This is a genomic window from Halosimplex marinum, from assembly GCF_051414075.1.
Classification (GTDB): domain Archaea; phylum Halobacteriota; class Halobacteria; order Halobacteriales; family Haloarculaceae; genus Halosimplex; species Halosimplex marinum.
Genome location: NZ_JBLKNY010000002.1, coordinates 1 through 24,662, shown reverse-complemented (window position 1 = coordinate 24,662; position 24,662 = coordinate 1). Strand labels below are relative to the sequence as shown.

The 24,662-nt window shown below is 70.0% G+C and carries 25 protein-coding genes; 12 read left to right on the top strand and 13 right to left on the bottom strand.

Annotation, left to right across the window (positions count from 1 at the left end; genetic code table 11):
* Nucleotides 1-84: 84 nt before the first annotated feature.
* Complete coding sequence (locus ACMGFI_RS00385; RefSeq protein WP_436906584.1) at nucleotides 85-732, bottom strand: DUF6517 family protein; 648 nt, start codon at nucleotides 730-732, stop codon at nucleotides 85-87.
* 165 nt (nucleotides 733-897) lie between these two features.
* Here ACMGFI_RS00385 and ACMGFI_RS00380 point away from each other — a divergent pair, with 165 nt between their 5' ends.
* On the top strand, nucleotides 898-2,019 hold the full coding sequence (locus tag ACMGFI_RS00380) for a pyridoxal phosphate-dependent aminotransferase (protein WP_436906583.1): 1,122 nt from the start codon (nucleotides 898-900) through the stop codon (nucleotides 2,017-2,019).
* An 84-nt stretch (nucleotides 2,020-2,103) separates the two neighbouring features.
* Here ACMGFI_RS00380 and ACMGFI_RS00375 read toward each other — a convergent pair whose 3' ends face one another.
* The gene (locus ACMGFI_RS00375) at nucleotides 2,104-3,426 is read right to left on the bottom strand and encodes an MFS transporter (protein ID WP_436906582.1); all 1,323 of its coding nucleotides are present in this window, start codon (nucleotides 3,424-3,426) and stop codon (nucleotides 2,104-2,106) included.
* Nucleotides 3,427-3,551: 125 nt separating this feature from the next.
* Here ACMGFI_RS00375 and ACMGFI_RS00370 point away from each other — a divergent pair, with 125 nt between their 5' ends.
* Nucleotides 3,552-3,923: a hypothetical protein gene (locus ACMGFI_RS00370; protein WP_436906581.1), complete on the top strand. Its 372-nt coding sequence runs from the start codon at nucleotides 3,552-3,554 to the stop codon at nucleotides 3,921-3,923.
* Between the two features lie 25 nt (nucleotides 3,924-3,948).
* Here ACMGFI_RS00370 and ACMGFI_RS00365 read toward each other — a convergent pair whose 3' ends face one another.
* Both ACMGFI_RS00365 and ACMGFI_RS00360 read right to left on the bottom strand, forming a co-directional pair.
* Nucleotides 3,949-4,524, bottom strand: a complete 576-nt coding sequence (locus ACMGFI_RS00365) for a lycopene cyclase domain-containing protein (RefSeq protein WP_436906580.1) — start codon at nucleotides 4,522-4,524, stop codon at nucleotides 3,949-3,951.
* 496 nt (nucleotides 4,525-5,020) lie between these two features.
* Nucleotides 5,021-5,992, bottom strand: coding sequence for a phosphoadenosine phosphosulfate reductase family protein (locus tag ACMGFI_RS00360; RefSeq protein ID WP_436906578.1), 972 nt, complete (start codon nucleotides 5,990-5,992; stop codon nucleotides 5,021-5,023).
* A 170-nt stretch (nucleotides 5,993-6,162) separates the two neighbouring features.
* Between ACMGFI_RS00360 and ACMGFI_RS00355 the strand changes: the two genes are divergently transcribed.
* Together ACMGFI_RS00355 and ddfA are read left to right on the top strand one after the other, a co-directional pair.
* Nucleotides 6,163-6,903 (top strand): stage II sporulation protein M, encoded by a 741-nt coding sequence (locus ACMGFI_RS00355; RefSeq protein WP_436906577.1) that lies wholly within the window; start codon nucleotides 6,163-6,165, stop codon nucleotides 6,901-6,903.
* An 85-nt stretch (nucleotides 6,904-6,988) separates the two neighbouring features.
* Entirely contained in the window at nucleotides 6,989-7,243 is a 255-nt protein-coding gene (ddfA, locus tag ACMGFI_RS00350) for a DdfA family disk-determining factor (protein ID WP_436906575.1), read from the top strand.
* A gap of 131 nt (nucleotides 7,244-7,374) precedes the next feature.
* On the opposite strand, the gene ACMGFI_RS00345 is transcribed toward ddfA, so the two are convergent.
* Entirely contained in the window at nucleotides 7,375-7,980 is a 606-nt protein-coding gene (locus ACMGFI_RS00345; RefSeq protein WP_436906574.1) for a DUF7110 family protein, read from the bottom strand.
* A 195-nt stretch (nucleotides 7,981-8,175) separates the two neighbouring features.
* Here ACMGFI_RS00345 and ACMGFI_RS00340 point away from each other — a divergent pair, with 195 nt between their 5' ends.
* The 4 genes from ACMGFI_RS00340 to ACMGFI_RS00325 all read left to right on the top strand — a co-directional run bounded on the left by ACMGFI_RS00340 (nucleotide 8,176) and on the right by ACMGFI_RS00325 (nucleotide 11,486).
* Nucleotides 8,176-8,625: a DUF5788 family protein gene (locus tag ACMGFI_RS00340; RefSeq protein WP_436906573.1), complete on the top strand. Its 450-nt coding sequence runs from the start codon at nucleotides 8,176-8,178 to the stop codon at nucleotides 8,623-8,625.
* Entirely contained in the window at nucleotides 8,622-10,364 is a 1,743-nt protein-coding gene (gene polX / locus ACMGFI_RS00335; RefSeq protein WP_436906572.1) for a DNA polymerase/3'-5' exonuclease PolX, read from the top strand. The genes ACMGFI_RS00340 and polX overlap by 4 nt, the downstream gene beginning before the upstream one ends.
* Nucleotides 10,361-10,930 (top strand): Mut7-C RNAse domain-containing protein, encoded by a 570-nt coding sequence (locus ACMGFI_RS00330; protein ID WP_436906571.1) that lies wholly within the window; start codon nucleotides 10,361-10,363, stop codon nucleotides 10,928-10,930. Before polX ends, ACMGFI_RS00330 begins: the two co-directional genes overlap by 4 nt.
* A 67-nt stretch (nucleotides 10,931-10,997) precedes the next feature.
* Nucleotides 10,998-11,486 (top strand): DUF5797 family protein, encoded by a 489-nt coding sequence (locus ACMGFI_RS00325; protein WP_436906570.1) that lies wholly within the window; start codon nucleotides 10,998-11,000, stop codon nucleotides 11,484-11,486.
* Between the two features lie 6 nt (nucleotides 11,487-11,492).
* Here the strand turns inward: ACMGFI_RS00325 and ACMGFI_RS00320 are convergent, their stop codons facing one another.
* From ACMGFI_RS00320 to ACMGFI_RS00310, 3 genes are all read right to left on the bottom strand, one after another.
* Nucleotides 11,493-11,831, bottom strand: a complete 339-nt coding sequence (locus tag ACMGFI_RS00320; RefSeq protein WP_436906568.1) for a DUF5615 family PIN-like protein — start codon at nucleotides 11,829-11,831, stop codon at nucleotides 11,493-11,495.
* On the bottom strand, nucleotides 11,828-12,106 hold the full coding sequence (locus ACMGFI_RS00315; RefSeq protein ID WP_436906567.1) for a DUF433 domain-containing protein: 279 nt from the start codon (nucleotides 12,104-12,106) through the stop codon (nucleotides 11,828-11,830). The genes ACMGFI_RS00320 and ACMGFI_RS00315 overlap by 4 nt, the downstream gene beginning before the upstream one ends.
* A gap of 106 nt (nucleotides 12,107-12,212) precedes the next feature.
* Nucleotides 12,213-13,310, bottom strand: coding sequence for a DUF5787 family protein (locus tag ACMGFI_RS00310; protein WP_436906565.1), 1,098 nt, complete (start codon nucleotides 13,308-13,310; stop codon nucleotides 12,213-12,215).
* A gap of 325 nt (nucleotides 13,311-13,635) precedes the next feature.
* On the opposite strand from ACMGFI_RS00310, the gene ACMGFI_RS00305 reads away from it, so the two are divergent.
* Nucleotides 13,636-13,956, top strand: coding sequence for a DUF4234 domain-containing protein (locus ACMGFI_RS00305; protein WP_436906564.1), 321 nt, complete (start codon nucleotides 13,636-13,638; stop codon nucleotides 13,954-13,956).
* 345 nt (nucleotides 13,957-14,301) lie between these two features.
* Here ACMGFI_RS00305 and ACMGFI_RS00300 read toward each other — a convergent pair whose 3' ends face one another.
* Entirely contained in the window at nucleotides 14,302-14,751 is a 450-nt protein-coding gene (locus ACMGFI_RS00300) for a bis(5'-nucleosyl)-tetraphosphatase (protein ID WP_436906563.1), read from the bottom strand.
* A gap of 125 nt (nucleotides 14,752-14,876) precedes the next feature.
* Here ACMGFI_RS00300 and ACMGFI_RS00295 point away from each other — a divergent pair, with 125 nt between their 5' ends.
* The gene (locus ACMGFI_RS00295) at nucleotides 14,877-15,191 is read left to right on the top strand and encodes an uS10/mL48 family ribosomal protein (RefSeq protein ID WP_135362846.1); all 315 of its coding nucleotides are present in this window, start codon (nucleotides 14,877-14,879) and stop codon (nucleotides 15,189-15,191) included.
* 353 nt (nucleotides 15,192-15,544) lie between these two features.
* On the top strand, nucleotides 15,545-16,825 hold the full coding sequence (locus tag ACMGFI_RS00290; RefSeq protein ID WP_436906562.1) for an amidohydrolase: 1,281 nt from the start codon (nucleotides 15,545-15,547) through the stop codon (nucleotides 16,823-16,825).
* Nucleotides 16,826-16,870: 45 nt separating this feature from the next.
* On the opposite strand, the gene ACMGFI_RS00285 is transcribed toward ACMGFI_RS00290, so the two are convergent.
* The 3 genes from ACMGFI_RS00285 to ACMGFI_RS00275 all read right to left on the bottom strand — a co-directional run bounded on the left by ACMGFI_RS00285 (nucleotide 16,871) and on the right by ACMGFI_RS00275 (nucleotide 21,870).
* On the bottom strand, nucleotides 16,871-17,347 hold the full coding sequence (locus ACMGFI_RS00285; RefSeq protein WP_436906561.1) for an archaellin/type IV pilin N-terminal domain-containing protein: 477 nt from the start codon (nucleotides 17,345-17,347) through the stop codon (nucleotides 16,871-16,873).
* A gap of 235 nt (nucleotides 17,348-17,582) precedes the next feature.
* Complete coding sequence (locus ACMGFI_RS00280; RefSeq protein ID WP_436906560.1) at nucleotides 17,583-19,814, bottom strand: histidine kinase N-terminal 7TM domain-containing protein; 2,232 nt, start codon at nucleotides 19,812-19,814, stop codon at nucleotides 17,583-17,585.
* A gap of 100 nt (nucleotides 19,815-19,914) precedes the next feature.
* Nucleotides 19,915-21,870: a hypothetical protein gene (locus ACMGFI_RS00275; protein WP_436906559.1), complete on the bottom strand. Its 1,956-nt coding sequence runs from the start codon at nucleotides 21,868-21,870 to the stop codon at nucleotides 19,915-19,917.
* A 189-nt stretch (nucleotides 21,871-22,059) separates the two neighbouring features.
* Here ACMGFI_RS00275 and ACMGFI_RS00270 point away from each other — a divergent pair, with 189 nt between their 5' ends.
* Nucleotides 22,060-23,058, top strand: a complete 999-nt coding sequence (locus ACMGFI_RS00270) for a DUF7537 family lipoprotein (protein ID WP_436906557.1) — start codon at nucleotides 22,060-22,062, stop codon at nucleotides 23,056-23,058.
* A gap of 108 nt (nucleotides 23,059-23,166) precedes the next feature.
* Here ACMGFI_RS00270 and ACMGFI_RS00265 read toward each other — a convergent pair whose 3' ends face one another.
* A complete protein-coding gene (locus ACMGFI_RS00265; RefSeq protein ID WP_436906556.1) occupies nucleotides 23,167-24,537 on the bottom strand; it encodes a geranylgeranyl reductase family protein in 1,371 nt (456 codons plus the stop codon).
* Between the last annotated feature and the right edge of the window lie 125 nt (nucleotides 24,538-24,662).

Below are 24,662 nucleotides of genomic sequence, written 5' to 3'. Positions count from 1 at the left end.
GAGTTAGCAGTTCGGCCGCCGGCGGAGCCACTCGTCGCGCGACTCGGCTGTTTCGGGCGAAAAAGCGAAGCGACTAGCCGTCGGTCACTCCTCGCCGTCGTGTTCTAGCCCCTCGGTGAGCGCGACGACGTTCTCGGCCTCGCCGTCGAGTCGCTGGGGGTAGATACCGACGGCGACGACGTAGTCGCCCTCGTGCTTGAACTTCGCGGCGTGGACGTACACGTCGACCTCGCTGCCGCCGAGCGTGGCGGTCCCCTCGAACTGTTCGAGGGTGCGCTGGTTCCCAAGCGAGCGGACGCTCCGGTTGTCGACGCTGTCGCCCACGCTCAGCCCCTCGTACTGGGACTCGAACTGCCGGAGGATCTCGCGGGTGGACATATCGGAGATGGGGTTGAACGTCTGCCCGACGACGCTCACCTCGGGGCTGGCGAAGGTGACGAACACGGCCGCGCGCTGGGAACCAAGCGGGCCGAGGTCGACCGCCCGTTCGTAGCGGGCCTGCTGGTTGGTCACCTCGACCTGTCTGGTCTGACCGGCGGCGCTGAAGTTGCGCGTGACCGTCGAGTTCGTGACGGCCCGCTCCTCGTAGCCCGTCTCCGAGAGCGCGTCGGCGCTCGCGGTCGCCGGCGACGCGCTGAACGCCAGCGCGCTCTGACCGGTGATGAACCCGCAGCCCGCCGTCACCGTCAGGACGAGGACCGCCAGCGTCGCGAGTGTCTGCCGTGTGTGCATACTCCCCCCGTTTCGGCAGGATGCTGGTAAACCTGCTGGTGATCGAAATTCCGGTTCCGCGGTCGAACAGTCGGCTCGGGTGACCCTTCCGCGGTGGGAGGGTCGCCCCGAGCGGCGGGCGGCGGACCCTCAACAGTTATCGGGGAGCGCGCCCGCCGTGGGAGTATGACGGAGTTCTCTCGACGCGTCGAGCAGGTGTCGATAAGCGGGATCCGCGAGGTCTTCGAGGCCGCGGGCGAGGACGCGATCAACCTCGGGCTGGGCCAGCCCGACTTCCCGACGCCCGAACACGCCCGCGAGGGCGCCATCGAGGCCATCCGCGCGGGGGAGGCCGACGGCTACACCTCCAACAAGGGAACCGAGTCGCTGCGGGAGGCTATCTCCGGTCGGTACGCCGAGGACCGTGACATCGACGTGGACCCGAACGACGTCATCGCCACCGCCGGCGGGAGCGAGGCGCTCCACATCGCGCTGGAAGCGCACGTCGACCCCGGAGAGGAGGTCGTCTTCCCCGACCCCGGGTTCGTCTCCTACGACCCGCTCACGCGGCTCGCCGGCGGCGAGCCGAAGCCGGTCCCGCTGCGCGACGACCTCACGATGGACCCTGCCACCGTCGAGGAGGCGATCACCGACGACACCGCCGCGTTCGTCGTCAACAGTCCCGCCAACCCCACCGGCGCGGTCCAGTCGCCGGAGGACATGCGGGAGTTCGCCCGCATCGCCGATCGGCACGACGTGCTCTGCATCTCCGACGAGGTGTACGAGCACATCGTCTTCGAGGGCGAACACCGCTCGCCGCTGGAGTTCGCCGAGAGCGACAACGCCGTCGTCGTGAGCGCCTGCTCGAAGACCTACTCGATGACGGGCTGGCGGCTCGGGTGGGTCACCGGCTCGAACCGGCGGATCGAACGGATGCTCCGGGTCCACCAGTACGGCCAAGCCTGCGCGACGGCCGCCGCCCAGCACGCCGCCGAGGCCGCGCTGACCGGGCCGCAGGACCCCGTCGACGAGATGGTCGAGGCCTTCGAACAGCGCCGGGACGTGCTGCTCGACGGCCTCGCCGACATCGGGCTGGAGTGCCCGACGCCGAAGGGCGCGTTCTACGCGATGCCCGAAGTACCGGAGGGGTTCGTCGACGAGGTGATCGACCGCGGCGTCGTCGTCGTCCCCGGAGAGGCCTTCGGCGAGCACGGCGAGGGCTACGCCCGCATTTCCTACGCCGTCAACGTCGAGACGCTGAAGGAGGCTCTGGAGATCATGGACGACGCCTACGACGCGGTGGCCTGATTCATACGGATTATTGCAAGCGTTTACCGGGTCGACCGCACGACTGCGTGCGGTCGATCCCGGACTGACCTGCAATAATCCGTATCAGTTCGCCGCGCCGCCGCCGTCGGTTTCCGCATCGTCACTGGCGTCCGCCGCGTCCTCGTCGGGGAACGGCGAGCTCAGGAGGACGAGAGGTACGGCCGTCACGACCAGGAGGGCACCGAGCGCACCGTACGCCGCGATCGGTCCACGGGCGCCCGCCGCGACGCCGGCGAGGACGACGAACGGCGTCCGGGCGAGGCCGACGACCATCGAGACGGCCGACAGCACGGTCGCCCGACCGACGCTCTCGACCCGGTCGTTGACGTGGCCCTCGACCATCGGGCGGAGCAGGTAGTGGACCGCCCGGAGGAGGTAGAACGTCGCGAACGCTGCCAGCGGGACCGCGAGGGGGACTAGCGTCGCCGCGACGAGGACGACCGCGGCTCCCGCGAGCACGCGGGAGAGGCCGAACCGCGCCTCGATCGGCCCCGCGTAGTAGCTGACGACGCCGGCGACGAGTGCGAAACTCGCGTACAGCGGCCCCAGCCCGGTCGCCGCCGACACCGGGATGTCGACCGGGAGCGACGCCGATCCGGCAGCTTCGGCGACGCCGCCGACTAGCGGGAGCGCGGCGAGGTCGCTCCCCTCGACGACCGCGACGGCGATCGGCTGGACGTACTGGTTGCCGGCGCCGACGGCGCCGAAGACGAGCGCGGCGAAGGCGACGAACGACCGCAGCGGCGGGCGGGCGAGGCGGTCGCGCAGCAGCGGGAGCGCGTCGCGGACCGACGGGCCGGCCGTCTCGCCGGCCTCGAACTGCTCGGTGCGGGGGAGCGTCGCGATCACCCCTGCACCCACGAGCATGAGCGCGCCCGCCGCGAGGAAGGGGGCACGTGGGTCGACCCCGTAGAGGACCGCGCCGACGACGGTCGTCACCGCGGAGCTCCAGCGGGCGATCGACTGCCCGCGACCGCGGACGGTCGTGAACTTGTCCTCGCCGACGGTCGATTCGAGCACCTCGTAGAGCCAGGCGCCGCCCGTCCCCGAGGTCAGGGCGACCCCGGCCCCCCAGAGGATGTAGACGACGAGGTACGACGCGAACGAGTCGACGAGGAGAAACCCCAGCAACGAGGCGGCCATTGTCAGCTTGCTCGCGACGAGCGTGTCCCGGCGGCCCGCGCGGTCGCCGACGTAGCCCGTCGGGATCTCGCCGCCCACCAGTACCAGCGAGTAGACGGCACTTAGCGTCCCGTACTGCGGATACGTCAGGTCGCGGAGGACGAACAGCGCAAAGATCGGTGAGATGAATCCCACCGCTGCCAGCGCCTGGAAGAGGTAGTACCGGCGGATCAGCGCCCGCGGATCCGACAGGTCGACGCGCACAGGCGGTCCGTCGGGCGGCGCGGACTTGACGTTTCCCTGAACGGGGTTGAAGTAGGCGGTCTGACAGTTCGGCCCGACATTCGCCTGCGGAACGTAGAAACGTCTCGCGACCGTACGCGCGGTCGATGGACCAACTGGCGCCGTCGAACGTCCCGACCTACGAGACCAAGGCGGAGGGGCGGTCGCTGTGGGACCGCTGCGCCGACCGCGGGCTCCCGGTCGTCGCCGTCCGCGAGGGCGAGCGCGGCTACGTCGTCCGCTACGACCTCCAGCACCTCGACGGCCAGCTCTCCGAGCGGGCGCTGCGGCGGCTCCGCGAGCACGTCCGCTCGCTGCGCTCCTACTCGGTCCGCGTCGACCCCGACTCCCAGACCGCGGGCGTCGGCGGCGAGACCGGCCACGTCGCCGGCGAACTCCACGCCGAGACCGAGGACGACGCCCGACGGCTCGCCTCCCACGTCTCCTCGTTCGTCTTCGACGACGACAACCTGGTCTGAGCGCCGTCTCCCTCCCCCTTCGGCGTCACTCGGGCTCGTGCCCGAATCCGGACCGACCGTGTATCGTCTCGTGGACGCCGAGCACGAGCGCCGGCACGACGAGCATGAACAGGTGTTCCTCCACGGGGATCCCGACGAACTCGGCGCCGGTCCGCAGCGGGATGGCGAACACGCCGACTTCGAGCGTGTACCAGTCCCAGACGTACGCCAGCGGGTAGACGACGGCGACTGTCACGGCCGCACGGCGGAGCGACTCGCGGCCCGCCCGGACGAGCAGTCCGACCGCGAACGCCCCGAAGGCGACCTCGGTCGCGAGGTAGGTGTACGGGCCGAGGACGCCGATATCGGGGAGTGGAACGCCGGCCAGCGGTTCGACGGCGACCGCGACGGCGAGCGTGACTAGACCGGCGGCACCGCCGAGGGCGAGGCGACGCGGCGCCTGCGTGGCGGGCCCTGTGGCAATCGCGAGCGCGGTCGCGAACCAGGCGACCGCGACGAGGGCCCCGCTCGGCGGGACGACGCCCGCGACGGTCGCCCAGAGGGCGGCGATACCCAGGGCGAAGGTGGCGGCGACGAACCCCTTCGCGCGACCGCTGTCCATACCGTCGCAAGCGGCGCCACCACCATGAGCGGTCGGGTGGGTTCGGGGATTCGGTTTGGTTTGTATCGTGAGTGTTGTCGTGGTTTCGAACTGTATCTTCGTGGGAGATACGGGGACGACTGGGGCCGCCGAGGGTAGCGAGCGCTGAAAGCCCTCGGCCCGCTCGCGGTCGCTGAGCGGGATATCCGCGCTCTCCGCACGGCCCGCGCGGATAGTGCCCGCTCAGACGACTAAACTGGACGCGAGCGCGCCTCGCCCTTTCAGTCCGCCAGGACAGCACCGCAACCGCACCGCCCCGCACGGCGCCGCAGACGGCCACGAACCTCCCCAGCCGATTCGCTCCTGTCGTCGCTCATCCCTCGCGCGGCTCCGGTCGCGCGCATGAAAGCGCGCTCCAGCGCGCGCCAACCGCACCGCAACCGCTACCTATGCCTCCTGCACGGCGTGTCGACACGCGAAAGAAACAGTCCGCGAAAGGGGTCGAAACCGACCGGCGTTACATGTAGCCGAGGTCGCGCAGGCGCTCCATCAGGTCTTCCTTGTCCTGGGCGCGGCCGGCGCGCTCGGTCGTCGAGTCGAGATCCTGCTGCCAGGCGGGCTCCTCGGCGGCCTTGTCGGTACTGACCTCGCTACCGAGCGAGCGGAAACCGGCGAAGTACTTCGGCGAGACGGGGATGTCCTCCTGTTCGACGCCCTCGGGGAGGTCGTCGTCGGTCTCGGGGACGTAGCCCTCGTCGGGGAACTCCTCGACGGTGTCGGGGACCACGAAGTTCCAGAACGCCTCCCAGACGGCGGCCTCGTCGAACTGGAGGATGGTCTGGACCCGGTCGTGGGGCGGGTAGATGTCCGGGTCGTGGCGCGGCGAGAAGAACGTCTCGTCGGCGCGGGACTCCTGCTCGTCCCAGCGGATGCCGGAGATGATGCCATCGACGTCGTGCTCCTCGATGGCGTCGTTGAGCGCCACCGTCTTGAGGAGGTGGTTGCCGACGTAGGTGTCCAGCAGGAACGGGAAGGTGTCCTCCTCGTACTCCAGAATCTCCCGGACGTGGTGCTGGTTGTGCTCGGAGAGCTCGTCGATGGGGATGTCATCGCCCGGTTCGAGGCCGTGCTCGTCGACGTACTCGCCCACGTCCTCGTTGCGGGCCCAGATCACGTCGAGGTCCCACTCGTCGGCCCAGTGCTCGACGAAGTCGATCAGCTCGTCGAAGTGCTGGTAGTGGTCGATGAACACGACCGGCGGGACCTCCAGGTCGAACTGGTCCGCGACCTCCTTGACGAAGTACAGCGTGAGCGTCGAGTCCTTGCCGCCCGTCCACATCACGACCGGGTTCTCGTACTCCTCGAGGCCCTGCCGGGTGACCTCGATGGCCTTCTCGATCTTGTCGTTGACGTGCGGGTAGTCGGCCGGGTCCTCGCCTTCGCCTGCGCTGTAATCGACGTCCAGGTAATCGGGGAACTCCTCTGTCATCGGTAATGAGATGTAATTAGTGGCTCGGTTAAGTTCTTTTTGGAGGACCAGTCGTCCGGCGTATGTGATCGTGTGGCAGGGTCGCGGACGGGAACGGGGAGGCGCAGGCAGTCGTTCGGCGGTCGTGTCGGCCGGAGGACAGAAGGGGGCGGGGGCCGAACGGCGTGGTAATGAGTGGAGACAGCGACCGCCGGGACGCGGAGGGGAGCACGGATCCCGACCCGGATCAGGACCTGGGCCCGAACCGGGACCCGGACGGGGGGCCCGAATCGAACGACGGGACGAGCGGGGGGTCGATCCGGGCGCTCCACCGGGAGGCGCGGTTCACGCGGTGGCTGCGGTGGCACCTGGTCGCGGCGCTGGTCGTCTTCTTCGGGAGCGCGTTCGCGGCCTACGCGGTGGTCGGGTCGATCCCCGTCGCCCAGCTGGAGGCGCTGATCGAACAGCTCCAGGCCGAGGCGCCGGCGGACAGCCCCCTCCCCGAGCTGGCGTTCGTGCCGCTTCTGGTCAACAACCTCCGTGCGCTCCTGCTGATCGGGCTCGGGGCGGTCACCGGCGGGCTGCTCTCGCTGTTCGGGCTGGTCGTCAACGGGGTCATCGTCGGCGCGGTGGTCTCGGTCGTCGTCCGGCAGACCTCCTGGGCGGTGATCCTCGCGCTGTTGCTCCCCCACGGGGTGATCGAGCTCTCGGCGTTTTTCGTCGCGGCGGCGGTCGGCCTGCGGGTCCCCCACCGGGTCGTCCGATACCTGCTCGGCTGGGACGAGAAACCGCTGACCCGGGTCGAGCTGTACGAACTCGCGGTCATCGGGGCCGTCCTCGTGGTCATGATCCTCGTCGCCGCCTGGATCGAGGTGTACCTCACCCGCGACGTGGCCGAGTGGCTCCTCGGGCCCGGCGCGCTCCCGGAGTGACCGCCCTCCCGACGGCCTTCAAGTTCGTCGATCGTCGCATGAACCTTCGGTGGAGTTTTACGTGGGAATAGAGAACCCGCGGTCAATGAGTACGACCGCATCAGATCACGGCGACGAGCGGCAATCGCCGAGCGAGGCAGTCGTGTCGTCGGTCGCGGCCCACAAGGGCGTCGACGAGGTCGCGCTGCCGCCGCTGTACGAGGCGCTCGACCCGGACGCCCTCGACGCGCTGTTCACCGGGCCGGCCGGGACGGACGGGCGGGTGACCTTCGACTATGCGGGCTGTCGGGTCGAGTGTACGAGCGACGGGCGCGTCGACGTGCGAGACGCCGCGTCGTAGGAGCGTCTCGGGCCGGGTGGTTCCGCGGCGGACGGTTCTGTGGCGGACGGTTTTGCGACGGACGGTCCCGCAACTCGGAGGTGTTGTGACGGATGGAGGAGAGCGGAGCGCGGGGACCGGCGGGACGGTAGCTACCCGGAGATGAACTCGTTGTCGCGCCAGTTGACGCCGTCGGAGTCCTCGTCGTCGCGGGGGTCCTCGACGACGTTGATCGAGGCCGGGCGGTCCTCGCCGTCGACGATGCGGACGGCTTCGAGGTCGTCGTCCGGCGAGGTGATCGCGGTGAGCGTGCCCTTCTCGGCCTCGCGGGCGATGTCGCAGAGCACGAGGAACATCTCGTACTGGTGGGTGCTGTTCTGCAGGACGGTCTCGCGGTCGCCCTTGAAGCAGGCGTACTCGACGAGTTCCGAGGGGGGCTCCTCTTCCTCTTCTTCGAGGGCGCCCCACTGCGGGCCGCCCGCGGTGTCGGTGGTGTGGACGGGGGAACTCTCGTCCTCCTCGTCCTCCTCGATCTCCTCGTAGACGCGGTTCTCCGTGACGCTGGCCTTCAACTGGGCCGTGGGCGTGTACTTGCTGATGCTCTCGTCGGCGGAGACAGCGCTGATGATGAGCGTGTTGTTCCGGCGTGTGATGTCGACGTCCTCGATGTCCTCGGGCAGGTCCGGGTCATCGAAGAAGTCGTACACGTCCTCCAGGGGCAGTTCCAGTGTCGAGTGGAGTCTGTATACGCGGGACATAGTTGGGTGAATCGCCGGCCGTCCGCTGACGACGGTGCTACACCCCTGTAGGACGCCCACCCATATAGGGCCTACCCTTCCGATCCGACGGGGGCGGACCCGTCGCCGGCCGGCGCGCGGGCGCCGTCGGGCGGGAATCGGCCGCGGACGGAACCACCGCGTGGGTTTTTCACCGTCGAGACCGGACTGGCGACCGTGCAAGAGTACGAGCGCAAACAGCTCCTGGAGCGCATCGGCCGGGAGGGAGCCACCGTGGGCGCGACGATCCCCGAGCGCATCGAGATCCGGGGGGAGCCCGTCGACCTGCGGGAGTTCGTCTTCGAGATCAAGCGCCGGGACACCGTCCCCGCGGGCGAGCGCGAGCGCGTCGAACGGGCGAAGACGAACCTCCGGCGCGAGCGCAAGGAGCGCAAGGAGCGCATCGAGGCCGGCGACATCTCCCGGGAGGAGGGCGAACGGCTGGTCGAAGCGATCATCGGTATCGACCGCGCGCTCAACGCCTTGGAGAGCCTCGGCCCGACGAACCTCGAAGCGGAGATCGAGGCCCAGGAGACCGCCGACAAGAAGCGCTGGATGAACTTCCTCAAGAAGGCGCTGGGCGACGACCGGGACAGCCAGGGGAGCCACCGCTCGGGGTCGCCATGAGCCGCAACGACGAGATCGCCGACCGCCTCGAGGAGTTCGCCGACCGCCTCGAGGCGAAGGGCGTCGAGTACAAGCCCCGTGCCTACCGCCGCGCCGCCGAGAACGTGCGGGCGTTCCCCGGCGATGTGGCCGGCCTCGCCGAGGACGACGGGGAGGCGGCCGTCGGCGAGATCGAGGGCGTCGGCGACGCCATCTCCGCGAAGGTCGTCGAGTACGTCGAGACCGGCGATATCGAGGAACTCGAGGAGCTACGCGCGGAGATGCCGGTCGACGTCGAGGCGCTCACCCGGGTCGAGGGCGTCGGCCCGAAGACCGTCGGGAGCCTCTACGAGGCGCTGGGCGTCGAGACGCTCGACGACCTGGAGGCCGCGGCCGAGGCCGGCGAGATCCGCGAGGTCAGCGGCTTCGGCGCGAAGACGGAGGAGAACATCCTGGAGAACGTCCAGTTCGCCCGCGAGGCGACCGAGCGCGAGTCGCTGGGCGAAGCGCGCCCACGCGGGGAGAGCGTCGTCTCGTACCTCGACGGACAGCCGGGCGTCGAGCGGGTGGACCTCGCGGGGTCGCTGCGCCGCTGGAAGGAGACGATCGGCGACGTGGACGTGCTCGTCGCAAGCGACGAACCCGAGACGGTGATCGGGGCGTTCACGGACTGGCCCGAGGCCGACACCGTCATCGAGGCGGGCGACCAGAAGGCCAGCGTCCGCTCGGGGGAGGTCCGGGTGGACCTGCGGGTGGTCGACCCCGCCGAGTTCGGGGCCGCCTTGCAGTACTTCACCGGCAGCAAGGACCACAACGTCAAGCTCCGGAACGTCGCCATCGAGGCGGACCTGAAGATGAACGAGTACGGCGTCTTCGACGTGTCCGACGTGGACGACCCCGACGCCGACCAGCGGGCCGGCGAACGCGTCGCGGGTGAGACCGAGGAGGGGATGTACGAGGCGCTGGACCTGCCGTGGATGCCCCCCGAGCTCCGGGAGAACTGGGGCGAGATCGAGGCCGCGCGGGAGGGCGATCTGCCGGATCTGGTCACGGACGAGGACGTGCGCGGGGATCTCCACACCCACACGGGCTGGTCGGACGGCGACCACACGGTCGCGGAGATGGTCGCGGGCGCGGCCGAGTTCGGCCACGACTACGTGGCGATCACCGACCACGCCACCGGGCCGGGGATGGTCGGCGGCGTCGGCGTCCCCGACGACGAACTCCGCGAGCAACTCGGCGAGGTGCGGGCGGTCGCCGACGAGGCCGACATCGGGGTGTTCTCGGGCGTCGAGGCGAACATCGGGGCGGACGGGTCGATCTCTGTGGCCGACGACCTGCTGACCGAACTGGACGTGGTCGTCGCCTCCCCGCACTCCGGGCTGGACGGCGACGGGACCGACCGCCTGGTCGCCGCGGCGGAACACCCCGAGGTCGACATCATCGGTCACCCGACCGGCCGGTACATCAACCAGCGGTCGGGGCTGGACCTGGACGTGGAGCGACTCGCGTCGGTCGCGGCCGAGCACGACACCGCGCTGGAGGTCAACGCGAACCCGGCGCGGCTGGACCTGGGCGGCGGCGCGGTCAAGGCGGCCGTCGAGGCGGGGGCGACGATCGCGGTCGACACCGACGCCCACCGGCCGGAGAGCTACGGACTCGTCCGCTACGGCGTCCACACGGCCCGCCGGGGCTGGGCCGAGGAGACCGACGTACTCAATACGCGAGGCGTCGAAGGCCTGCGCGAGTTCCTCGAATGACCGGCGACGACTCCGACACCGACTACGGGGCTAAGGGCACCGCGGGCACCGTCGTTGCGGGCGACGGCGGGACCGACGAGGCGACCGACGGCGACGCGATCCCGCCGGAGCCGGCCGGCGAGACGGCGCTGTTGCTCGACACCATGCTCGGGAAGCTGGCGACGTACCTGCGGATGTGCGGGTACGACGCCGCCTACGCGGGCGAGCGCGCCGTCGAGGCCGACGACGACGTGCTGGCGCTGGCCCACACCGAGGGTCGGGTGCTGGTGACCCGCGACCGCGAACTGGCCGCCCGCGCCGAGCGGTCGCAGCTGCTCTCGACCCGGGAGGTCACCGAACAGTTGCGCGAACTCCGGCGGTCGGGGTTCGATCTCGAACTGTCCGACGAGCCCGCGCGCTGTTCGGCCTGCAACGGCCCGCTCGAACGCGTCGACCGGACGGAGCCGACGCCCGACTACGCGCCGGAGACCCACGAGGAGACCGTCTGGCGCTGTCGCAACTGCGGCCAGCACTTCTGGAAGGGCAGTCACTGGGACGACGTGGCCGGCACGCTCGACGACCTCTGAGCGGGCGCGCTCGGCCGCGTCCGGCAAGCAACACGGATTAATAACCCGGTGAACTACCCTCGGGCGAATGACGCTATCGGACGAGGCCCGCGAGCGACTCGCGGACGTGGTGGCGCTCCAGCCGACGAAAAACGCCGAGCTGCAGGCCCAGTGGGACATGGACAGCGGGAGCGACGTCCACCAGTACCTCGAATCCGAACTGAAAGAGTACTACTACCGCAACGAGGACAGCCTCATCTGCGCGACCCCCGAGGCCAACCGCCTCGTCGGCGACGACGTGGAGGGGGAGATCGACGAACAGGTCGTCACCGTCCCCGCGCTGCAGGCGGCGACCATCGACGCCCTCCCCGACCACGACGACGAGCCCCAGAGCGTCGTCGCGACGCTACACGACCTCCGGGCGGCGGGCCGCGACCCCGAGGTCGACGAGGTGCGGTCGGCGCTGCGGTCGCTCGCCGAGAAGGGCGTCGTCGAGCGCGTCCAGAAGACCGTTCCGACCTACCGACTGGCCGTCGAGCGCGACGCGCTGGAGGTCCAGCGGCTGGACGACGACTGACCGACTCTAGAGCCAGCTTTCGCCGACCGTCAGGAAGCCGCGGAGATCGCCCTCCCCGTAGTACGAAGCGATCTCGTCGAGGGCGCCGGCGATCCGCTTCGCCGAGTGAGTCTGGTCCGGCAGGTACAACACCGCGTGGTAGTCGTCGTCTTCGAAGTCGTCCCGAAAGTCGTCGTCGTAGGTGACGATCACGAACTCGCGTTCGCGCGAGAACGCCGCGAGGTCACTGTCGGGATCCCCCTTGCTCAGTTCGCCGCTCAGGTCGACGTGTACCACCTCGTGGTCGCGGTTCCGGAGCCGATGGACTACCTCGTGTTCGAGGTTCTCGTCGAGGAGGTACCTCATTCCGGTTTTTCGAGCGTCTCGGACTCCGCGGCGACCGTCTCCCTGTGGTCCTCGACCGCCTGCATCTCCTCTGGGTTCCGGTGGTAGTACGCGAGCGCCTCGTACACGTCCGCGAGGTCGAGGTTCAACCGCTCCGCGACGGTCTCGGGGCGGAGTCCGCGCCCCTCGACCCGCTCGCGAACGTGGAGGACGGTCACCCGGCTCCCCTCGATGTGGGGTTCGTCGTGGATCTCCGAGTCGTCGCCGGAGACGATCCGATGCTTCGTCACTGCCATACCGACCCTTGGAGCAGCGACCGCAAAAAACCCGCGCTGACTGGACCAAATACCCCCTCGAACCGACCGCTCACAGGCGCGAACCTCGGGTTCACCGTTCGATGGGTCACGGTCTGTCGTCCAGCCCCGGCCGCTGACGCCGCCGCTGCCGGTCCAGCAACCGCTTGATCCCCTTGCCGGGGCCGCCCGAGACCGGCCAACCGTTCGAACGCCAGGCCGGCGGCTCCGGTTCGAACTCCGGACAGGACCCCGAGCACTCGCCGGCCGTCGGGTGACACTCCTTCGCAGCACAGCGGGGCAGAAAGCCCGCATCGGTATCGGTCAGCCGGAAGTGTCGGCAGTCGGGGCGCATCGTGTCGGCGTAGGACCGCCACCCGCGGCCATAGGCCCGCTCGGCGAGTTCGAGCCGCTTGTCGGCCTTCCACTCAGGGTCGGCGTACTCGAAGCGGGCGGCAGAGGCGTCGCGGTCGCCGCCCGCCGGCCGTTCGAGGATCCGGGTTCCAGGGTCGTCGACCGCGAGCGTCCGGGGGTGCCACGAGACTTCGGCCTCGCCCCTTGCGTCGACCGTGAGGACGCCGGCCTCGACGGGCACGTCCTCGATCAGCGCCGGCTCGACCGTCTCGCCGGTTTCGGTCGTCGCTACCCACACCTCGTCGGCGAGCGCGAGCGCCACGTCGCGCTCCAGTTGCGGCCCGAGTTCGCGGGCGGCGCTGGCGTCGAGGTCCGGCTTGTTCTCGACGGCGACGACCCGCTCGACCCAGTCGGGGTAGGCCCACTTGCGGCGGATCTCGACGCGGTTGTTCGACCGGCGGCGACGCTCGACGACCCCGCGGTCGGCCGCCTCGTGGACCGCCTCGCGGACGTACCGCCAGGGGTAGCCCGGGTCGGGGAGGGCGTCGCGGTACCAGGCCCACTCCGCCGGGGCGTTGCGCACGACGTGCAACAGGTCCGAGTCGAGTTCCGCGAGCCCGAAGTTCGCCCGCCGGCGCAGACCTTCGGGGTCGCACTCGACGACGACGGTGTCCCACCGCCGGCGCTTGGTCCCGATCTGCCGGGCGACGATCGTCGGGGTGTCGTCGTCCCCGGCCCCGACGCCGGCCGGGGGCCACTCCCGCTCTGCCCACTGACAGACTGCAAGCTCGAAGACGAACTCCAAGCCGTAGGCGGGCGCCGCGGTCGCGGCGTCGTCGACAGGTTTCGTCATGGGTCTCGGGTCCGGGGTTCCGTCCGTATCGATCCGTGCCGGGAGGGATATAAACACCCGTCTCGGTCCGCCTCCGTCCGTCGAATATCTAACACAGCGGACTAGTCTACTATCGAATACTGAATCGTCGCTGACTGGAAGGTGGTGGGATCGGCGGATCGAACGAATGCGCGGCGATTCGAGGAGTCGGCCGATCCCGAAATACGACCAGCAGAGCCGATCCGTGATCGAATTTCGGTCTCGGAACATCTTCCCTGCGGGGATATACGTAATCTAAATTATAGTTCCAAAGAAATTTATACTCTATCGATCTGTTACGGCCTGTATGTCGACACAAATCGTGGACCAGTCGGCGTTCAAAAAGGGGTCGCTCGGGAAACAAGTGGCGCTGGCGGTCGTCACGCTGGGGCTGTACATGGTCTACTGGATGTACAGTACGGCCAAACAGCTGAACCAGGGGACCGACGCGAGTTTCTCGCCGATCCTCGTGATCGTTCCCTTCTACGGGCAGTGGAAGCTCGCCGACGCGGCCGAGGCGGTGACCGACCAGAGCAGCGGCCTGCTGTTCGTCCTGTTCCTGTTCCTCGGTCCGGCCGCGTGGTTCCTGATCCAGTCCGGTATCAACGACGTCGCGTCGGGCGCCTGAGCGGTCGCGTCGGGTCGTCGGACGACCGGGAACCCCGGTCCCGGCGACACTGTGGAGGGACCGAACGGGAGTCGGGGACAGCGTTCGGTGTCGACCCGCGCCCCGCGACGGGCCGGCGGCCACCGGACGGCCGCGCGCCGGGTACGGGGTCGGCACTGGGGCCGCTCACCGGCGGGTCGGTCCACGGGCGGCGTGACCGATTCTGCCGTCGGGCGAGTAGCGACGCGAGAGTCGGCACCGTAGACCTGCCGCCGGGCGTTCGCGGCCGCTGTGTATCGACCCGCCGGTCGGTACGACGGCCGGTCGGCCCGTCGGAAAGCTCGTACCGGGTCACGCGGCCGGTCGCTACTCCTCGTCGTCTTCCTCTTCGTCCTCGTCGAGTTTCTCGTCGAGGAACTCGTGGGCCTCTTCGAGTATCTCGCGGGGACCGTCCTGGGTGACGGTGTTGATGGCCTGTTCGTAGTCGCGCCACTGGAGGTCGCGGTGCTCGTGGGAGAGCTCCGCCGACGCCTCGAACGACCGGGCGATGAACAGGTGTACGGTCTTGTGGATGGTGTTGCCGTTGGCTTCGAACACGTAGTCGTAGTCCTCTCGGAAGCCGTCCAAGAGCCGGAAGTCGCCGATCCCGGCCTCCTCTTTCACTTCGCGGATGGCGGTCTGCTGGAGCTCCTCGTCGCCCTCGACGCCCCCTTTCGGGAACTCCCAGTCGCCCGGGCGACTCTTCAGGAGGAGGTACTCCCGCCGGCCACGCGTGTCGCGAAAGAGGATGGCTCCCGCGCTCGTGGCCTCTATCATTGCCAGTAGGTACTCTATCACTCCTTAAGTGAATATCGGAGCATCGCCGCGGTGACCACTCGCCGGCTCGACACGACGCGGCGGCAAGCGCATGGCTTATCCCGACTCCCGGCGACCGAGTGGGTATGCCCTTCGTCACGAAGCTCACGTTCACGAGCGGGGACCGCCGGCTCCTCGACGACGTCGTCGACGGGGTCAAGGCCGCCGCCGAGCGCAAGGGCGTGGAGCTGAAAGGGCCCCATCCACAGCCGCCGACCGACCACCGCGTGCCCCAGTCCAAGCGGCTCGCGGCCGACGGCGGCGAGTTCGAGCCCTGGCAGTACACCGCCTACACCCGCACCGTCGAGATCCACGGCCACGACGAGTTCGCCCGCTCGGTCGCCGGCGACGACTACCCCGACCGGATCCACGTCGAAGCCGAGATCGAACAGGTCCGCTGAGTTCGAGACGTTCGGATCGATTCTCCGAGAGCCGCGATTACAGTGACTCTCACCGTCGCGGGCGTCACCATCGACCGTACTGGCGTCACAAACAGCGTGAAAGCCCCGGCCGTCTGCACTCCCGCGGCTCGCTGCGCGCTCCCCTCGCTCCGCTCGGTCCAGTGCTTGCGTCGCCGGGGTTCGTGCAGGCGACCGCCCCTTTCATTCCCACCCGCACAGACCGTCGATCCGGCCGAAACGGGTCGGGACTTCCACGCTGTTCGCGGCGGCGGACCGAGTCGAGCCGGTACTGATCTCGATTTTCACGCCTGATCGCCGAAACCCACACCTTCCCGGGGCGCCCACAGTCGCCCATGAGTCAGCCGAGCCGCGAGCGTCTGGTCGCGCTACGCCGGGAGTTCCACCGGAGACCCGAGCCCGCCTGGCGAGAGTTCTGGACGACCGCGCGGATCGTCGACGAACTCGAATCGATGGACGTCGACGAGATACTGGTCGGTCCCGAAGTGCTCGCGGAGGGCGAACGCATCGCCGTCCCCGACGACGAGGAGCTACAGCGGTGGTACCGGCAGGCGGAGGAAGCGGGCGCGAACCCCGAAACGCTGGAGCGACTGCGCGGCGGTTACACGGGCGCCGCGGCGACCCTCGAACGCGGGGGCGGCCCGACGGTCGCTCTGCGGGTCGACATCGACGGCCTGCCCCAGCAGGAGTCGACCGACGACGAGCACGTCCCCGCCCGCGAGGGCTTCCGGTCGGAGCACGAGGGGGCGATGCACGCCTGCGGTCACGACGCCCACGCGACCATCGGGCTCGGCGTGCTGGAGGCGGTCGCGGACGGCGACTTCGAGGGGACGCTGAAGGTCCTGTTCCAGCCCGCCGAGGAGGCCGTCGGCGGCGGGAAGCCGGTGGCCGAGAGCGGCCTGCTCGACGACGTCGACTACCTGCTCGCCGTCCACATCGGGCTCGACCACCCGACGGGCGAGGTGGTCGCCGGGGTCGAGGGGTTCCTGGCGGTCCACCATTTCCGCGCCGACTTCGCGGGGGAGTCCGCCCACGCCGGCGGACAGCCGGCGGCGGGGCGCAACGCCGTCCAGGCGATGGCCGCCGCCGTCCAGAATCTCTACGCGATCCCTCGCCACGAGGACGGCGTCACCCGGGTCAACGCCGGGAAGGTCGGCGGCGGGACCGCGGCGAACGTGATCCCCGAGGAGGCCCACATCGAGGGCGAGGTGCGCGGCGAGACGACGGGGCTCATGGAGTACATGCGCGAGCGGGCGTACTCGGTCCTCGAAGGCGCGGCGACGATGCACGGCTGCGAGGTCGACGTGACGCCGGACGGGGAAGCGCCGGGCGGCGAGAGCGACGCCGCCGTCGTCGACGTGGTCGAGGCGGTCGCCGGGCGGACCGAGGGCGTCGACTCCGTGCTGCGCACCGACGACCTCGGCGGGAGCGAGGACGCCACGTTCCTGATGAACCGCGTGCAAGGGCGAGGCGGGCGGGCAGCGTACGTCGGCGTCGGGACCGACCACCCCGGGGGTCACCACACCGCCACTTTCGACGTGGACGAGGACTCGCTGGTCGCCGGCGTCGAGGTGCTGTCTGAGGCCGTCCGCGCGCTGGCGCGGGACCGACCCTGACAAGTCCGCGTCCGGCGACCAGACCGCACTCCGGCCGCGGTCCGGTCAGGCTCCGGGGCCGCGCCAGCGGTAGAGGACGGTCCCCTCCCCGTCGGGGTCGACCCACGAGACGGTCACCTCGGTCCGCGAGAGGTCGAGCCGGCTCGCGGTCGGCGGGCAGACCGTGTCGACGGCGACTTCGGCCTCCGACCCGGCGGCGACCGTCGACCCGGAGACGCCCAGCTCCGCCAGGCCGTAGCGGTCGGTGACCGAACCGACGCCCCGACAGCCCGCCCCCGCGACGTGGACCCGCACGTCCTCCCGCGCCAGCACGTCGCCGCCGGTGAACTCGACGGCCAGTTCGTGGCCGCCGCTGTCGACGTCGAACTCGCCCTGTACCGCCACGGTCGGCGTCCGCGACAGCTCCCCTTCGAACCCCATGAAGAACGTCGCCGCCGTCGCCGCAAGCAGGACGGTGATCGCGACCATCAGGATGGCCCCGATGACCGGCGAAACTGCTCTCCGTGTGTCTCGGTCTCTCATCGTTTGCCTTCCCCACGCGCGTCTGAATCCGTCCGGACGCCCCTGTGGGACGGCGCCCCAGTCGCCGTCCCCGCCCCGTTCGGACCGTTCCCCACCGCGCGTTACTCCTCAGTACGTTGTCGAATGCGCATAAACTTTTACCATAAATTTTCCTACAGTGGTACGTTCAGGTGAAGGCGGACCGACCCCTACTGAAGGGACAGGACGGGACGGGTGGGCGCTCGCGGGCGCTCCCTCACGACTCCGAATTCGCCTCCCCCGAGGGGTCGCCGTTGGAGACCTCGAACAGGTCGACCAGTAGCGACCGCTCGGCCTTCCGGAGGTGCGAGTGGAGCGTGGCCGAGGAGATGTCGAGCGTTTCGGCGACCTCCTCGGCGTTCGAGTCGCGGGGCCACTCGAAGTAGCCGGCGCGGTAGGCCGCCTCCAGCACCTCGCGCTGGCGGTCGGTGAGGTCCTCCAGCGGCGCGTCGGGGAGCGCGTCGGCCGCCTCGACCCCCTGTGACCGCTCGCGCTTGCTGAGAAGCCGCACGTCGTCGAACCGCTCGCGGAGGTGGTCGACCAGCGCCCGCACGTCGGCGGCGGCGGCGATGTCGAGCTCGTAGCTGGCTCGGCCGTCCGCCGCGGCGGCCCGGTGGACGTTCGCGCCGCGGTCGAAGATCGCGCCCAGTGGCGCCCCGCCGGTGACCTGCCACTCCAGCAGGCCGCCGTTCGCGTCCCCGGCCGTCCGGACCACGCGGCTCTCGCCCCCGTCGGCCGCGAGCGCCTCGCGGGCGGCCTCGGGGTCGGCCCCCGCGACCTGGAGATACGCCACGGGGCCCTCGGCGCCGCCCGGGACGATCCCCTCGAGTTCGACCTCGCAGGACAGGTCCGAGGCGACCGCGACGAGCGGGTCGGCCTCGTCCCCGCAGGCGATCTCCAGTTCCACGACGGACTCGGCGGAGAGCAGCTGCCGCGTCTCGACCGCGTTGACGGCGTGGCCGATGGTCTCGCCCAGTTCGGCCAGGATCTCCCGCTCGCGCTCGCTGACCGACTCCCGGACCGTGTGGAGCCCGAGCGCCCCGTACACCGTTCGGCCGTAGGTGATGGGGACGACGGTCCAGTCACCGCCGTCGGCCGCCGTCGCGACGAGCGGCCCCGTCCCCCCGTCCGCCGCGTTCTCCGCCGGACGGAGTCCGTCGTCGTCCAGCGCGGGCGGGGTGGGCTCCCCCGCGGCGCTGCTCGCGACCGTCCACCGGTCGGCGTCGCCGGTCCACGTCGCCACGTCACCGATGCAGACCGTCCGGTAGAGCTCGGAGTCGGCGACCCGGTCACAGACCGTCCGCTCGATCGCCTCGCGGCTGCCCGCCGAGACCAGCGCCTGGTTGACGCCGCGAATGACCGCGTTCAGCTCGTTCAGCGTGGCGAGTTCGTCGCGCTGGTTTGCCAGCTCCCGCTCGCGCTCCTTGCGCGCGGTCACGTCGTGGACGATCAGCGTGTGGCCGATGAGCCGGTCGTTCCGGTCGGCGATCGGCGACGTGCGGACCTCGTAGACTGCATCGCCGCGCTCCAGCTCCGCGAGGGCGCCGTCCGCGTCGAAGTCGATGGTCTCGGCGTCGACGAGCGCGCCCACCTCGCGGCCGAGCGCCGCCGTGGGCTGGCAGCCGAACACGTCCGCCGCAGCGGCGTTGCAGTAGACGACCCGCCGGTCGGTGTCCACGATGACGACCCCGGTGTCGAGCTGCCGGATGGCGGCGTCGCGGCCGATCTTCCGGGTCGCCGGGATGAGGTCGAACAGCTGCCGGCGAAACAGCGCGTACCCGAAGGCCAGCCCGCTGACGGCGAACGTCACCGGCGTCAGGTCGACGCTCGCCTGCCCGCCGAGCATGAACACCTCCACGACGTTCGCCACGAACGGCGTCAGGATACCGACGGCGAGGAACGCCGACTGGTCGGTGTAGAGGTACTCCGACTGGTAGATGAGCCGGAGCAGGAGCGCCACGCCGACGATCTCGATGCCGTAGCCGTAGACGATGTTGATCCAGAACAGCGGGCCGTACGTCGGGATCAGGGTCGCCATCCCGTCGACGACGACGACCTCCTGGGCCGTCCAGAGGAGGTGGTGCCACTGGTTCGTCCACGCCGCCAGCACCACGACCACCGGGATGGCGGCGAGCGCTCCGACGGTTCGCCGGTCGAGGACGTCGTCGTTCCCGGTGTAGGCGAGCGCGAACAGGAGGATGAACAGCGGCGGCATGGGGTGAGCGAGCCACTGGACCCTGAGGACGACGAGCCGCCAGAACCGGGACCCGGTGATCTGGAGCCCGACCGCGTACCAGAGCGACCAGTGGGCCAGCGTCAGCATCAGGAGCGCGAACGGCTTGGCTCCCGGGACTTTCCGGTGTCGGTACGCGAAGGCCGTCAGCGCCACCGTCGCGCCCCCCGACGCGAGCAGGACCGCAGTGTACAGCAGCCTGGCGGTCGCTACCATCTCGGATACAATTACGTTGCGTGTTACTACCGCGACATAAATCCCTTTCGGCGCCCGCAACCGACGGTCGGTGCTCGGACGGGTCAGTCGGGCGGACCCGTCACCGGACGACGTTGTTCGATGTCGTGATCGTCGACGTCTGGTCGCCCGTCGGCGGCCGGTCGTCGGAGGCGCGGAACGCGTCGCCGTCGAACTCGGCGATCAGGCTGTTCCGGACCGTCGCTTCGGCGCCGACCGCCCCCGCGACGGCGGCTTTCGACGGCGATTCGATGTTCGCCCAGTCCGACGAGCCCGTGTGCCGGATCTCGACGCCGTCGATGACGTTGTCCGAGCTCGCGGTGTTGAAGTATCGGATCCCCTTCCAGTATCCCGGTGTCCCCTCCTCGCCGCGGAGGAGCGTCGTTCGGCCCCCGTCGCCGGTCTCGCTACCCTCGACCCGGAGCGACCCCCCGTCGATGACGTCGATGCCGGCGTCCTCCGCGAAGCGGATCTCGGTGCCGTCCGAGACGGTCACGTCGGCGGCCAGGGTGACGAGCCCGCCCACACTGCTCCGGGAGAACCGGTAGGGGACGTTGATCGCGGGCACGGTCAGCGACTCCTCGATGGGGTTCGTGGGGTTGACCACCTCGACGCGGTCGGTGTCGTTGCCGCTGTAGTCCGACGACGGCGCCAGCGCCGGGACGGTCGTGACGTAGACGAGGGCCGACTCGGCGTTGTCGCGGATCCGCGCTCCGGCGACGGTCTGGAGTTCGTTGGCCTTGTTCACGAACAGGCCGTACCCCCCGTTGTCCTCGATCAGCGCCCCGTCGACGGTGAGCCGGGACCCGGTCAGTACGCTTAGCCCGGCCGCCTCCTGGTAGATGCCGCGGCCGGCGGGCTCGCTGCCAGCGTGGCGGATCACGACGCCGGAGAGGACGTTGTTCGCGTCCTTCGTATTCGAGTACATCACGCCCTGCCAGTACCCGGCGGTGGCCTGGGCGCCCCGGAACGTGACCGCGCTGTCGGGCGGGCGCTCCATCGCCCCCTCCGACGGGAGGTCGCCGTCGCGCGCGGCCGCGTTCAGCGAGCCGGTGACGAAGACACCGTTGCCCTCCGCGACCCGCAGTTCGAGCCCTGGCGACAGCGTCAGGTCGCCTTCGACGCGGAACGTGCCGCGGTTCTGCCTGAGATACAGCGGGACGCCCGGGTCCGCCCACGCGTGTGACTCCCCCTCCGGGATCACGTAATCGAGCGACGCCAGGACGTGTACCCGGTCGGTGTCGTTGCCGGTCAGCGCGTTGTCCCCGGCGATGGCCCGAACGTTGCTCGCGGTGACCTCGACCGGCTCGGCGTTGCCGGTGATCCCGTTCCCGCTGAACGCTTCGACGCGCGCGCGCCGGTCGATCCGCACCCCGAAGTTCCGGCTGCCGCGGATCTCGGAGTTCGTGACGCTGACGGGGGCTGTGCTCCTGATCTCGACCCCGGCGCCGTCCTCGGGGCCGGCGTTCTCGACGAGGACGTGGTCGAGCGTTCCCCCCGCCCGGCCCGCGAAGGTGACCCCGCCCCAGGCGCCCCGCTCGTCCGACTGCCCGGTGAGGAAGATCGGAGCCGAACAGCTGCCGGCCGCGGAGAGAGTCCCCGCGACGCGCAGTTGCGCCCGCCGCGAGAACGCGAGCGTGGTCCCGGGCTCGACGGTGAGCGTCGCCCCGGACGCGACGCTGAGGAGGGTATCGACCCGCACCACGTCGGCGTCGGTCCCGAGCGTCGTGTCCTCGCTGATCGTCGGTGGCCCCTCGTAGGTCGTTTCGCTACCGGCCGGTGGCTGCTGGCACGGGCCGGACGGGATCGCTGTCAGTGCCGTTCCCCCGGCGGTTTCGGTGCCGCCGGCGGTGGCGGTCCCGCCGGCAGTGTCGGTATCGCCAGCGGTGTCGGTACCGCCCGTCGCGGCGGTCCCAGTGCCGCCGATCCCGCTACACCCGGCGAGCAGGCCGGCCGCCCCCGCGCTCACCGCCGCGAGATACCGTCGACGCGTCCCGTCGGTTCGCCCCGTGTCGCCGTCGCCGTCATCCTGTGTCATCGACGGTACGTCTCCCCCGCGGTGATTAACTCGGCGCGCTACGTGTCTAGACTCGGAACCGCCGGGCGACACGGAGCCCGATGCGTGCCGGCCAGGGAACCCCGTTCCGATGTGACGCCGCGCTCGCCGTCGACCTAGCCCTCTAGACTTCCCCTCTATGTCCACGTGTCGACAATTCGAACTCGACCGATGCAGGTCAGACCACTCGACATCGACGGGCACGCGGTCGGCGTCGCATGCATCGCGCTCCTGGTCGCCCTGGCCGGCTGTGCCGGTCCGACCGGCGGCGGGAACGGCGAAGACGCCGCCTCGCCGGAGGGACCGAGCGGCGCGGGGACCGACGCGCCGACCGACGGCGACTCGGACAGCGGAGCAACGACGGCCGGTGACGGCGATACGACTGCGGGAGACGGGGATACCACCACCGGTGACGCCGCCACGACGGCCGACGAGGGGGCCACGGCGACTCCTGACGCGGCTACGGCAACACCTGACGCGGCCACGGCGACCGACGCCGGGACGGCCACGGCCGGCAGCGGCGGGGCGAGCGACGTCCTGTCGCGGTCGTTCGTGACCGGCTGGGCACAGCACCTCCGGTCGGAGGGGTCGTTCACCGCCGAGATGAGCGGGATCACGGTGACGGGAACGACGGGCGAAGGCGACAGCGAGCCGCCCCTCGTCAACTGGACGATGAAGGTGGACCTGTCGACCGGCGAGCGGTACGCGAACGGGACGGTCACCGGCGGATCCGGCGGCTCGATCCCGGTCGAGCTGTACCACCCGCCGTCGTCGAACACCACGTACACCCGGACGACGTTCCGGGGGCGGAGCCAGGTCTCGCAGTCCAACGCCACGAACAACCGGGGCGAGCCGGTCCCGGCGGGACTGCTGAACACGGTCAGGCTCACCCGGGACGGCACCGGGACCGTCGACGGCGACTCCCTCCAGCGGTACACCGGGGAGGGGTCGGACGCAATCGTCAACCAGTCGTACTTCGACGGGTCGGTGACTGATCTCCGTGTGGAGGCGCTCGTGGACCGCGACGCCGGGCTCGTCCGCGTGATAGACTACAGGTACGAGGTCACGAGCGGCGACACCACGACCACCCAGTCGCTCCGCATCCGATACACGGACATCGGCGACACGACCGTCGAGCGCCCCGACTGGATGGACGGGGTCGGAAACTGAGCGGGGGCACGGCCGCCGCGACCGCTCATACGGATTATTGCGAGCGTTTACCGGGTCGACCGCACGCAGTCGTGCGGTCGATCCCGGAATGTCTTGCGATAATCCGTATCAGTACTTGGGGTCGGCGCCGGTCGTCTCGTAGACGTCGTCTAAGATCTCGTCGCGGCGGATCTGCCAGTCGGCGAAGCCCTCGCGGCTGTCGGGGTAGTCCTCGTAGTGGTCGAGCACGCGCTCGGCCAGTTGCTTCGTCTCGTAGAGGTCGTAGATGGTGCCCCAGTGGCCGACCGACTTGACCGCGGTCTTGAGCTTGAGCCAGAGGCCGATGTCGGTCTCGCCGGCGTAGAGCCCCTCGGCGATCTTCTCGGCGGGCAGGGCCGCCAGCATCCCCATCAGGTCGTCGATGTCGTAGGCGGTCACGAAGATGTTGTACACGTCCAGCGTGGCGAAGCGGGCGCCGAAGTGGTCCATCACCCGCTTGTTGTACTCCCAGAGGGTGTCCTCGCCCACGTCGCCGTCCTCGATGGCGGCGACGGCCTGCTCGCCGGCGTACTGCCCGGAGTAGGCGGCGCCGCCGATGCCGCCGCCGGTCGTCGGGTTCACGAGGCCCGCCGCGTCGCCGGCCGCGAGAAAGCCCGGCGCGACCGCCGAGTCGTAGGGCCGCCGCGTCGGCAGGGCGGCGCCGAGCTTGTCCTCGACAGTCGCGCCGTCGAACTCCTCGCGGTTCCGGAGATCCCGTTTGAGGTCCTCGACGAGGTGCATCGGCTCCTCGTTCATCTGGAAGCCCAGCCCGGCGTTGATCTCGGTGTCGGTCCGCGGGAAGTACCACAGGTAGCCCGCGGCGCGCTCGGTCGGCTTGAAGACGAGGGCGTCGGACCACTCGACGGGCTCGTCGACCGTGACGATCTCACGGTAGGCCGAGCAGAACTGGCTGTAACTGACGTTCGTATCGAAGGTCGACCCGTCGAAGTCGACGTTGTCCTGGAGGATCGACAGCGCGCCCGCGCCGTCGATCACCATCTCGGCCTCGTAGTCGACGGGGTCGCCCGTCCGCATCGCGCGGACGCCCGTCACGGTGCCGTCGTCGGCCTGACGCACGTCCTTGACGAGCGTGTCGAAGTGGATCTCGGCGCCGGCGTCGCGGGCGCCCTCGATGACGGCCTTGCCGTACTCCCAGCGGTCGATGACGGCGAGTTCCCCGGGGACGGGGATCTCGAGGACGGTGTCCTCCTGGGGGATCTCGAAGCGGCCGTGGTCGACGCCGGTGTTGGTCATCGCGGGTTCGATCTGCGATTTCGGGATCGCGTCGGGGAACGAGCTGGCGCCCTTGAGGGCGTCGCCGCAGGCGATGTGTCCCCCCTCCTCCTCGGGCTTGCGCTCGAGGAGCGCGACGTCGTAGCCCTCGCGGGCGACGGTCGCCGCGGCGTAACAGCCGGCGGTCCCCGCCCCGACGACGACGACGTCGTACTCGCGCGTGGTCATGGTCCATCTTTCGCGGGGCGGGGGAGAAAACTCTTTACCAACCATCTTTTCGTTCGGGGGGTTTCCTCGCTCGCTTCGCTCGCTGCGGGAACTGCGTGGCGGCGCCGCCGCCACGACGTACGGTC